The organism is Schinkia azotoformans (genome assembly GCF_035811335.1).
GTDB lineage: Bacteria > Bacillota > Bacilli > Bacillales > Bacillaceae_J > Schinkia > Schinkia azotoformans.
Genome location: NZ_JARSMD010000012.1, coordinates 30,168 through 41,874, shown reverse-complemented (window position 1 = coordinate 41,874; position 11,707 = coordinate 30,168). Strand labels below are relative to the sequence as shown.

The following is an 11,707-nucleotide window of genomic DNA, read 5'->3' as shown; positions in this document are numbered from 1 at the left end:
AAATGGCTTTTGAAACAGTCATTGGACTTGAAGTCCATGTTGAGCTAAAAACAAATACAAAAATCTTTTGTGATTGTCCAAATGAATTTGGTGCAGCCCCTAACAGCAATACTTGTCCGATATGCCAAGGGCATCCGGGTGTACTTCCAGTAGTCAACAGTCAAGCAGTTGAGTTTGCATTGAAGGCTTGCATGGCATTAAATTGTGAAATTACGCAGAATACAACATTTGACCGCAAAAACTACTTTTATCCAGACAATCCGAAAGCATATCAAATTTCTCAATTTGAAAATGCAATTGGGAAAAATGGCTGGATCGATATTGAAGTGAACGGGGAAAAGAAACGAATCGGAATTACGCAAATTCATATGGAAGAGGATGCTGGTAAGCTAACACACACAGGTGATGGCCATTCATTAGTGGATTTAAACCGTCAAGGTACACCGCTGATTGAAATCGTATCTGAGCCTGATATGCGTTCACCCGAAGAAGCTTATGCTTATTTAGAAAAATTAAAGTCTATCATTCAATATACAGGTGTGTCTGATTGTAAAATGGAAGAGGGTTCTTTACGCTGTGACGCGAACATTTCTCTTCGTCCTGTTGGCCAAGAGAAATTCGGCACAAAAACGGAATTAAAGAACTTGAACTCCTTTGCATTCGTGCGCGATGGCTTGGAATATGAAGAAAGACGCCAAGAGCAAGTGCTTATTGCTGGCGGTGTCATTCAGCAGGAAACACGTCGTTACGATGATGCAAAGAAGAAAACGATCCTAATGCGCGTCAAGGAAGGTTCCGATGATTATCGCTATTTCCCTGAGCCAGACCTAGTTGATATTCGAATTGATGATGAATGGAAAAATCGTGTTCGCGCGGAAATTCCTGAACTTCCGGATGTACGACGTGAGCGTTATGTAGGTGAACTTGGTCTACCAGCCTATGATGCAGCTGTATTAACCGTTTCTAAGGAAACTTCTGATTTCTTCGAAGCAGCAGTTGCGGCCGGGGCGGATGCTAAGCAAGCATCAAACTGGATCATGGGTGAACTTTCAGCTTATTTAAACGCGAATAATGTTGAGTTACATGATGTTAAGCTAACAGCAGAAGGATTGGCAAAATTAATCGGTCTAATTCAAAAAGGAACGATTTCTTCAAAAATTGCCAAGGACATTTTCAAAGAGTTAGTTGAAAATGGTGGCGACCCTGAAACGGTTGTTGAAGAAAAAGGACTTGTCCAAATCTCGGATGAAGGCGAACTGCGAGGCATCGTTGCCGAAGTAGTTGCCAGCAATCCAAAAGTTATTGAAGACTATAAGAGCGGCAATAAGAAGGCAACTGGCTTCTTCGTCGGTCAAATCATGAAAGCAACAAAAGGAAAAGCCAACCCGCAAATGGTTAACCAACTGATTGCGGAAGAGTTGGAGAAATTGTAATCGAGTAGCGAGCCCTAGGGGATGGGTCCCTTGGCTGCAACCTTGTAAAGTGAGCACCCTTACTGATGCAGCAAAATGTATTGGTAAGGGTGCTCTTCGTGTTTTATAAAAATTCACTATTTGTTATGATTAGTCATTGTTTGTGATATATTATATAATTCAAATAAAGGTTGATATAAAATTATATTAATAAAACTATACTGTTATATTTGGCTATATTTTTACCTCGAGATTTGGAATGTAAGAGGAGGATTTTTGTGAAAATTAAAGTTAAATTAATTTTGTTAGTATCATTATTAATTACGGGACTAATCATTACAGGTTTACTTTCGGCCCGCCAGCTGAAAGGTGCGGGGGAAGCATATCTTGAAATGCAAGAGGATGAAGACATACAACTAATGCTAAAATCACTGCAGTATAGAATCACTGGTTTATCCAATGATGAAAGATCCCTTCTTCTTACTGGAGATGAAGAATTAATTTCTGGAATGGCTGATAAAGTTGAAGAAATAAATGGATATTTTGAAAACCTTTTAAAAATGCGACATTTAGATAAAGAGCCTATTAATAAAATTAAAGAAAACTTCTTAGTCTATAAAGAAGCAAATAATAAAATGGTAGAAGCGTTTCTAGGTGGGGAAAGGGAAAAGGCCTATAAAATCCATTTTGAAGACGAGAGAAGCATCCGTAAAGAATTATTGGATCCAAGTATTGAAGTGATTATAAGTGGAATTACTAGTGAAATAAATAATGATAAAATTTTATTAGCTAAAAAGCAAAAAACGGAGGCGTATATACTAATTTCAACCATTCTATTATCTACTATTGCTGGAATTATTATAGCGTTTTTCATCATTAGATCTATTAGTAAACCGATTACTATAATGAATGCACGCTTGAAAGAAATTGCTGAAGGAGAAGGGGACCTTACTCAGACCATTGATTTAGATTCAAGGGATGAACTCGGTGAAATGGCATGTTCATTCAATAACATGATTGGAAAGTTACGCGAATTAATAATACAGGTAGGTTATAGTGCCGAACAAGTGGCAGCGGCATCTGAACAGCTAACCGCAAGCTCCGAGGAAACCACAAGGGCGACAGAGCAAATAGCTTTAACAGTACAGGAGGTTGCTATTGGAACAGCTAAACAAGCTGAAAGTGTGAAGGGAACCTCAATAACTGTTCATGAAATGTCAACTTCATTAAGCCAATTTGGCACTAGTTCGGAAGTTGTAAAATCTACAGCTCTTCATACTTCAGAGAAGGCAGTAGAAGGAAACAAAGCGGTGGCCACTATTGTTGCCCAAATGAATGAAATTAATGAAACAGTTCAAGAACTTTCGGTGATGGTTAAAACATTAGGCGCACGTTCAAATCAAATAGGCAAAATAGTTGCAGCTATTACAGGGATTGCCGAACAAACAAATCTACTAGCACTGAATGCGGCCATTGAAGCTGCGAGGGCAGGGGAACATGGGCGTGGATTTGCTGTTGTTGCTGATGAAGTTCGTAAATTAGCCGAACAGTCAGCAGGTTCAGCTCAAGAAATCTCTCAGCTCATTTCAACTATCCAATCGGATACGAACGAGACAGTAAAAGCAATGGAGGATACAACGAATAAAGTAACGGAAGGAATAAATTTTGTTCACGATGCTGGTAAATTATTCGAACAAATAAAACAGGCAGTTCTTGAAGTTACTTCTCAGATACAAGAAGCTGTCTCAGACGTTCAAAAAATGGCAGTAGGTGCGGAGCAAATGGCTCAATCAGTTGAATTAATTGCTGAAACCGCTGATTTGGCTGCAATTGGAACCCAAAACATGTCAGCAGCAACGGAAGAACAACTTGCATCAATGGAAGAAATCACAGCCTCATCTTCTTCATTGTCTAAAATGGCTGAGGAGCTAAATGAGATAGTTAGAAAATTCAAGGTGTAAATGATGGATAAATATTGGCAACATCCGATTATAAAGATAGTTGTTAAATAAACGTTTAATTAGCCCTTTCAGTCTAAACACCATAAAAAATCTTTTTTTAGATATCTTAATTCTATGCTGACTTTACTTGCAAAGTTATAGGAAATGGCTACCTTATTATAGTATAATCTGATTTATCCATTACTAATTCAAAATGAATAGTTTTTTATATTGGAAGACTTTGAAACTTTACATCGGAGGTAGAAATGACAAGCTTAAGACAACGCAAGATACAACTTTTTCAAGAAAATAATAAGGATAAAGCACGGCTCTTAATCTCATGTCCAGACCAACCAGGGATAGTAGCAGCCGTATCAAAGTTTTTATTTGATCATGGAGCTAATATTCTGCAATCGGATCAATATTCGATAGATCCAGAAGGTGGCGGACGCTTCTTTATGAGAGTAGAATTTATATTGCCAAATCTATCTGGACGAGAAAAACATTTAGAAGAGGAATTTTCAATTATCGGAGAAAAATTTAAAATGGATTGGCATTTTGCCTACGCCTATCACATCAAAAGGGTGGCGATATTTGTTTCCAAACAGGATCACTGCTTAATGGAGCTACTATGGCAGTGGCAAGCGGGGGATTTAGTTGCAGATATCCCTATTGTAATTAGCAACCACCCTGATCTTGGGCCAACAGTAGAGCAATTTGGCATTCCTTTTTATCATATCCCTGTGACAAAGGAAACTAAGCAAGAGGCTGAACAAAAACAATTAAAACTGCTAGAGGAATATAAAATAGATGTATCTGTGTTGGCACGGTATATGCAAATTCTTTCACCAGAGTTCATCGCTGCTCAACCGTTAAAAATAATCAATATCCATCATTCATTTTTACCGGCATTTATCGGAGCGAGACCATATGAACGTGCTTACGATAGAGGAGTAAAAATCATTGGTGCAACCTCGCATTACGTGACAGATGATTTAGACGAAGGACCAATCATCGAACAAGGGGTGCAGCGTGTCAATCATAGTAATAATGCCGAGGATTTAAAACGAATCGGTCGTTCTGTTGAACGCAGCGTGTTAGCAAGAGCAGTAGCCTGGCATTTAGAAGATCGAGTAATTCCGTTTAAAAATAAGACGGTTGTGTTTGGGTAAATATTTTTCAGAATATAAAAAAGTACCGCCAATTTAAGGACAAATTCAATTGGTGGTACTTTTTATCACGTTGAGCCCCATCGATTGCTCCTATAAGTTCATCATCATCTTCTGTAGTAAATTATTTAATTGTTTAAGAGTCCCTTCATTTTGGAAAACACATTTTGTTATTTCACTTTTTTGCTTTTGAATGAAATTTTTATCAACTGTTGTAATTTGATAGTAATCTCCTTCTAACTCAAAAACCATGATCTCACTTTCAATAAAATTTTTATTATTTGCCTTCCTTACCTCAGCTTAACTTCTCTTTGTGTATATTTTAACATATATTGACTGACAACCAGTTGTCGCGATTAATTATCCCAAAATTTCAAGAAAAGGGTATAATTGTCTTATGCGAGGTGAAATAAATTGTCACAAATTCAAGATAAATTAAAAAAATTAATGCAAACAATAACCATCATCCAAACCTCACCAGGAATCAACTCATCAGAAATTGCCAATCAACTTCAAACTTCGACAAGAACAGTTCAGCGTTATGTAAAACAATTAAGAGAAGCCGGTTTAATAATAGAAGCAAGCAGTGGACATATGGGTGGTTTTTTGCTTCGAAATGGATATAAGTCGAATCCATTCTTTTTAACGCCTGAAGAACGAACATCACTCACACTAGTGGTGAATTCACTAATATGCGCTGAAGGTTTTCCGTTTAAGAGCGAGTTGTCAAGTATTTTAAATAAAATTAGCAGCAATTTATTTGAGATGAGTAACGTGAAAGATGATTACCTTTCAATTATGCTGCCACCAAGAGGAAACACTGAAAAAACGAAGAAGTTGATCATTGAAATAAAGGAAGCATTGAATGCGAAATTAAAAATTGAAATAGAATATGACTCTTTTTCAAGTCAACAAGTTAATAGAAGAACGATAAACCCATATCACGTCTTTCTACATGATGGCTTTTGGTATTTAGTTGGCTTCTGCAACCTACGAAATGAAATACGAACATTTCGAATTGATCGTATTAAGGAACTTCAAATGTTACATGAAAAATTTATTTTAGACAAAGAATTCGATATAGATGAGTACATCAAAAATAGTTGGTCCATTGCAAAAGGTGAAAAAACAAAAGTTGTCATAAAATTCACTCCACCGATTTCAAAGCTTATTTCGGAAGCCATCTGGCATGATTCGCAGCGATTAGAAAGTTTAGATGATGGTTGCTTGGTTTTTACCGTAGAGGTCGAAGGTACGTGGGAGATTAAAAAATGAATTTTAGGCTTTGGGAAATATGCAGAAGTGATGGAACCAGAAAGTTTACTGCAGGAAATCAAAGAAGAAATTAAGGAGATGGTGGGTAAGTATGGAATGGATAAGGATTGAAATTCCAAAATAAGAAAGACCCATCTGTCATTAAAAAGATGAGTCCTTCGCAAATAAATAAATTAATAAGTTTCAATCCACGCTTAATAAAGCGACCAGTATAGTATACCATATTTTTTTATGTGTTAAATTTTGTTGCATGTTTAATTGATTTCTGAAATAATAAAAATATTAATTAATAATTAAATTAATAAGAAGTTTTTTTGGAATGTATTGGAGGTGGAAAACTTGTACTATGCCCATTCAAAAGAAGGAAGTCCACTCGAAGAATGGCAGTCGTTAAAAGAGCACTTGACAAATGTTTCCGAACTAGCAGGAGAGTTTGCAGGAAAATTCGGTAATAAAGAAATGGGAGAAATTATTGGATTAGCACATGATATTGGAAAGTACAGTATTGAATTTCAAAAACGTTTGTTTGGGGATACTGAGAGGGTAAATCACTCTACTGCTGGCGCCAAGGTAATGATGGAAAAATATAAGGAAATTATTGGTTTGATTTTAGCTTATGGCATTACTGGACATCACGGGGGATTAAAGGACTATTACGGAATACAAGGTAGTGGATCAAGTATTCAGGAAAGATTAAACATGGATAAAGACAAGCTTCCAAACTTTGATAACTATATTAATGAAATTGTGTTCCCTGAGAAGGTATCACTTAATATAAAGAATTTGTCGAAAGATCAAATGGCTTTTTCATTATCTTTTTACATTCGAATGATTTTTTCTTGTCTAGTCGATGCCGATTTTTTAGATACTGAGCGTTTCATTAATAAAGAAAAGGCTATAAAAAGAGGAATTAATATTCCGATCGAATCCTTAAGTGAAAAATTCTTCAAGGGTATAGAAGATATGAAGAATCGTGCAAAACCAATTAAAATCAATAAAATTCGAAATGAGATTTTAGAAGATTGTATAAAAGCTGCCAAGAATGATATAGGTATGTTTACGTTAACAGTACCAACAGGGGGAGGGAAGACGTTATCATCTGCTGCCTTTGCTTTAAAGCATGCAAAAGAACATGGATTAGAACGAATTATTTATGTTATTCCATTCACATCCATAATTGAGCAAAATGCAAACGTTTTCCGTAACTATCTTGGAGAAGATGTGATTTTAGAGCATCATAGCAATGTAGATTTTAGTGAGAATTTTGATGATGAAAACAATATCAAATCACTTCAACAAGAAAGATGGAAATTGGCTTCAGAAAATTGGGATATACCTTTTATAGTAACTACGAGTGTTCAATTCTTTGAATCGTTATTTAATCACAAAACATCAAGGTGTAGAAAACTACATAATATGGTAAAAAGTGTGATTATTGTTGATGAAGCACAAAGTATCCCTGTTGATTATTTTCGACTTTGTCTTGAGGGGCTAAAAGAGTTATCTCGTTCATATGATTCGACAGTTGTATTATGTACAGCGACCCAACCTTATATTAAACAATTTTTCAAAAATAGGGCTCCACCTAAAGAAATTATTTCAAGACCCATTAAATTATATGAGGAATTAAAAAGGGTAGATGTAATATATTTACATGATATTTGCGATGAACAGTTAAGTGAGAGGTTATGTGAACATAAACAGGCTTTGTGTATTGTAAATACAAAAAGGCATGCCCATCTCCTATATAAAAAAGTGAGTAAAAGCAATAAAGAAGGTGTCTATCATTTAAGCACCCACATGTATCCGAAGCACCGCCAAGAAACATTAAATGAAATAAGAAAAAGGCTTGAATCCAAGCAGAAATGTATTGTTATCTCTACATCTCTTATTGAGGCGGGGGTGGATATTTCTTTTCCGTATGTTTATCGATCATTGACAGGTATTGATAGCATTGCCCAGGCTGCTGGTAGATGTAATAGGGAAGGAGTGCTCAAGGATGAACATGGAAACGAGATGAATGGTCAGGTTTTTGTATTCGAATCCAGCGAAGCACATGCATTACCAAAAGGATGGATGAGTTATACAGCAAGTATTGGAAAAGAAATTCTAGGTAAATATCAAGATCCACTTTCATTAGGGGCTATTGAAGAATATTTTAAACAATTATTTTCTAAGGATGCAACAGTACTTGATAAAAAGGAAATATACAAAGAATATAATAAAAATGCCTTGTATTATAACTTTAAAGAACTATCAGAAATGCTTTCTTTAATTGATAGCCAAACGTACCCAGTTATTATACAGGGGAATGACGATGCAAAAGAATTGATAAAGGAATTACATTATGCACAATATCCGCTATCAATAGTTAGAAAACTACAAAGATATATTGTAAATGTTTATCCGTATGAATTAAATAAATTGATAATCAATCAATCGGTGGCATTAGTTCAGGATGGTCTATATGTCTTAAACGACGATGACAGTTTATACACTAAAGAAGAGGGATTGTTAGTTGAGGTAGAAAGTAAATATTTGACTGAGTTTTTGAATATATAAGCGGGGTGTGATAAATGGGATATGGAATTAAAGTAAGAGTATGGGGTGATTATGCTTGCTTTACTCGCCCGGAAATGAAAGTTGAGAGGGTAAGCTATGATGTAATCACCCCTTCTGCAGCAAGGGGAATATTGGAGAGTGTTCATTGGAAACCAGCGATACGATGGATAATTGACAAGATTATTGTTGTTAAACCAATTAAATTTGACAATATAAGAAGAAATGAAGTTGAAGATAAAATGCCAGTATTGTCAGTATCCGCCATTGAAAAAGCTATTAATGGTGTTAATACAGAAATATATTTAGATTCCAATTCTAAGAGAGTGCAAAGAGCGACGATGCTACTTAAAGATGTGGAATATATTATTGAGGCACATTTTGAATTAACAGATAATGCAGGAGAATCAGATACAGTTGAAAAACATTACAACATCATCTTGAGACGATTGAGAAAAGGGCAGTGTTATAGTCGTCCGTATTTAGGTTGTCGGGAATTCTCTGCGCATTTTGAAATTGTAGAGGAAACTGATACAGTACGATCTGAATATATTGATAGTGAAATAGATTTAGGATGGATGCTTTACGATATAAATTTTGCTGACAACTGTAAACCGATATTTTATCGCCCTAAGATGATAAATGGAGAAATAGAGGTTCCCAATCTTTGGAGGTGAAAAAATGATATTGCAATCGCTAGTTAACTATTATCAGATGCTTATAAATCAAAATGATAGTCATATACCTAAACTTGGTTATAGCGAGGAAAATGTGCATTTCTGTCTTATGTTAGATGAGGATGGTAATTTAAAAAGTGTGCGTGATCTTAGAGATAATAGTGATAATAAAAAATCATCGAAGCTTGTTCCGATAAAATTAACATTGCCTGAACGTGTCCAAAAGTCTAGTGGCATTAGATCAAACTGTTTTTGGGAAAATGCTGAATATGCTCTTGGGGTGGAAAAGAAAAAAGATAAGGGTAAAGTTGATAAAAAAGTAATGACACAAAAGAGATTTCAATTTTTCTGCAATTTACATGAAAGTATATTAAAAAATACATCTGATGCTGGTGCAACCGCTTTGCTGTTATTTTTGGATAAACATAAGAAGAATAATTGTCAAAATGAGTTAATAGCAAAGATTGAAGATGATTTGAACAATGGGGAGTTATTAGTTTTTCGACTCGAAGGGGACTCCCAATATCTTCATGAGAGACCAGCAATAAAGAAAGTGTGGGAAAATTACTACAGTCAAAAGGAAGGTAATGTTAAAGGGATTTCACTAATCTCTGGTAAAGAAGGTTCAATATCAGAGAATCATGCCACAATAAGTGGGGTAAAAGATGCACAATCAGCAGGTGCAAGGATTGTATCATTTAATGCTAAGGCATTTGAATCATATGGACATGAAAAAGGATACATCTCCCCAATTACTGAAGAAGAAATGTTTCAATATACAACAGTGCTAAATTATCTGCTTTCTAGGAAAGGACAACGGATTCAAATTGCTGATGCTACAACGGTTTTTTGGTCTGAAACTAACAATGTTGATCAGACTAATGCTATATATGCTTTGTTAACAGGGGGAGATATTGAAAATGAATTAGCAGAATCTGAAGAAAAAAAAGAAAATGAACATGATACTATGCTTATTCATTCATTTTTAAAGGGAATACAAAAGGGAAATCCGATAGATTGGGATCATACAAATATAGATCGTAACACTGAATTTTATATATTAGGCCTCTCCCCAAACAATGCCAGGATTTCTATTCGATATTTTTATAAAAAGAGTTTTGGTGATACTGTTCAAAATATTGCAAGACACTACAAAGATACTGAATTGTATTCAAAAAATAATTATGCACCACTTATTCCATGGAGAATGTTAAGTGAGACGGCTGTAAACGATAAAGTTCATCCATTATTGGGAGGTACTTTGTTAAAGACTTTACTAAATGGAACTAGATATCCAAATATGTTTTATCAACAAATACTACTGCGAATACGTGCAGAGCAAAGCATTAATCATTATAAAGCAGCTTCTATAAAAGGGTATTTGGTGAGAAAGGCTAGATTTGAGAATAATATAGTAAGGGAGAGGTTGATTACTGTGTCGTTAAATGAGGATCGAGAAGATTTTGCCTATTTATTTGGTAGATTATTTGCGGTTTTGGAAAGTACCCAACTTGCGGCGAATCCTGGCATTGAAAGAACGTTAAGGACAACTTATTTTTCTAGAGCAAGTTCAACACCAAAAGTCGTATTTTCAACATTACTTCGACTAAATCAATATCATCAAGATAAACTAGCAAAGGAGATGAAAGGGCTTCAAGTCAATCACGACAAATTGATTACCCAAATTTTAGAAAAAATCGCAACTGTACCTCCTCAATTAAACTTAGAGGAGCAAGGAGATTTTATGCTTGGGTATTACCAACAAAAACAAGAATTATATAGAAAAGGAGATAGAGAATAATGGGTACTGTAATAGAAAATAAATATGAGTTTGTTTTGTTATTTGATGTTGAGAACGGAAATCCAAATGGTGATCCTGATGCAGGGAATTTACCACGCATCGATCCAGAAACAAGTATTGGAATTGTAACAGATGTTTGTTTGAAGCGTAAGATTAGAAATTATGTAGATTTACGGAAAAAAGGGGAAATTGGTTACAATATATATGTTCGAGAGGGAACAGTTTTAAATAATACACAAAAATATGCTTATGAATCACTTGGAATTAAGAAGGGCGAAAAGAAAAGTAAGGAAAACAAGATTGAGGCAAGAAGCTTTATGTGTCAGAACTTTTTTGATGTTCGAACTTTTGGAGCAGTCATGACTACTGGTGATTATAATTGTGGACAAGTTAGAGGGCCTGTTCAGATTAATTTTTCTAAAAGTGTTCATCCTGTTATTCCTCAGGAATTAACAATTACTCGGATGGCTGTTACTAATGAAAAAGATGAAGAAAAGGGTCAAACTATGGGTAGAAAAACATATATACCATATGGTTTATATCGCGTTGAGGGCTACATTGATGCTAATCAAGCTATTTTGGAGAACGGTGGAACAGGTTTTACTGAGGAGGACTTGAATTTGTTTTTTGATGCGCTGATTAACATGTTTGAGTTTGATAGATCTTCATCAAGAGGAAAGATGATGGCGCAAAAATTAATAGTATTCAAGCATGATTCAATTTTTGGAAATGCACCTTCACATAAGCTATTTGAAAGAGTAAAAGTAAATCTAAAGAAAGATATTGATATACCACGCAATATCGGAAATTTTGATATAGTGATTGATTATGAAAATATTCCAAGTGGGTTAGAGATATTAGAGAAACTATAGGT

The 11,707-nt window shown here is 35.1% G+C and carries 9 protein-coding genes; all 9 read left to right on the top strand.

The genetic code is table 11. From position 1 onward, the window contains the following. Positions 1 to 2: 2 nt before the first annotated feature. The 9 genes from gatB to cas7c all read left to right on the top strand — a co-directional run bounded on the left by gatB (position 3) and on the right by cas7c (position 11,705). Positions 3 to 1,433 carry an Asp-tRNA(Asn)/Glu-tRNA(Gln) amidotransferase subunit GatB gene (gene gatB / locus P9E47_RS06680; protein WP_326162920.1) on the top strand — a complete coding sequence of 477 codons (1,431 nt, stop codon included), beginning with the start codon at positions 3 to 5 and terminating at the stop codon, positions 1,431 to 1,433. 257 nt (positions 1,434 to 1,690) lie between these two features. Then, complete coding sequence (locus P9E47_RS06675; RefSeq protein WP_326162919.1) at positions 1,691 to 3,373, top strand: methyl-accepting chemotaxis protein; 1,683 nt, start codon at positions 1,691 to 1,693, stop codon at positions 3,371 to 3,373. Between the two features lie 245 nt (positions 3,374 to 3,618). Beyond that, positions 3,619 to 4,524, top strand: coding sequence for a formyltetrahydrofolate deformylase (purU, locus tag P9E47_RS06670; RefSeq protein ID WP_326162918.1), 906 nt, complete (start codon positions 3,619 to 3,621; stop codon positions 4,522 to 4,524). Positions 4,525 to 4,935: 411 nt separating this feature from the next. Next, positions 4,936 to 5,796, top strand: a complete 861-nt coding sequence (locus P9E47_RS06665) for a helix-turn-helix transcriptional regulator (protein WP_326162917.1) — start codon at positions 4,936 to 4,938, stop codon at positions 5,794 to 5,796. Next, positions 5,797 to 5,907 (top strand): WCX domain-containing protein, encoded by a 111-nt coding sequence (locus P9E47_RS23035; protein ID WP_456115115.1) that lies wholly within the window; start codon positions 5,797 to 5,799, stop codon positions 5,905 to 5,907. It begins immediately after the preceding gene. A 228-nt stretch (positions 5,908 to 6,135) separates the two neighbouring features. Next, on the top strand, positions 6,136 to 8,358 hold the full coding sequence (cas3, locus tag P9E47_RS06660) for a CRISPR-associated helicase Cas3' (RefSeq protein ID WP_326162914.1): 2,223 nt from the start codon (positions 6,136 to 6,138) through the stop codon (positions 8,356 to 8,358). 14 nt (positions 8,359 to 8,372) lie between these two features. Next, positions 8,373 to 9,032 carry a type I-C CRISPR-associated protein Cas5c gene (cas5c, locus tag P9E47_RS06655; protein ID WP_326162912.1) on the top strand — a complete coding sequence of 220 codons (660 nt, stop codon included), beginning with the start codon at positions 8,373 to 8,375 and terminating at the stop codon, positions 9,030 to 9,032. Positions 9,033 to 9,036: 4 nt separating this feature from the next. Next, positions 9,037 to 10,833: a type I-C CRISPR-associated protein Cas8c/Csd1 gene (gene cas8c / locus P9E47_RS06650; protein WP_326162911.1), complete on the top strand. Its 1,797-nt coding sequence runs from the start codon at positions 9,037 to 9,039 to the stop codon at positions 10,831 to 10,833. Then, complete coding sequence (gene cas7c / locus P9E47_RS06645; protein ID WP_326162909.1) at positions 10,833 to 11,705, top strand: type I-C CRISPR-associated protein Cas7/Csd2; 873 nt, start codon at positions 10,833 to 10,835, stop codon at positions 11,703 to 11,705. Before cas8c ends, cas7c begins: the two co-directional genes overlap by 1 nt. The last annotated feature ends 2 nt before the right edge of the window (positions 11,706 to 11,707 follow it).

Excerpts from the sequence above, each read along its gene's own strand:
- gatB (WP_326162920.1), top strand. The coding sequence starts at position 3 with ATGGCTTTTGAAACAGTCATTGGACTTGAAGTCCATGTTGAGCTAAAA.
- purU (WP_326162918.1), top strand. The coding sequence starts at position 3,619 with ATGACAAGCTTAAGACAACGCAAGATACAACTTTTTCAAGAAAATAAT.
- cas5c (WP_326162912.1), top strand. The coding sequence starts at position 8,373 with ATGGGATATGGAATTAAAGTAAGAGTATGGGGTGATTATGCTTGCTTT.
- cas8c (WP_326162911.1), top strand. The coding sequence starts at position 9,037 with ATGATATTGCAATCGCTAGTTAACTATTATCAGATGCTTATAAATCAA.
- cas7c (WP_326162909.1), top strand. The coding sequence starts at position 10,833 with ATGGGTACTGTAATAGAAAATAAATATGAGTTTGTTTTGTTATTTGAT.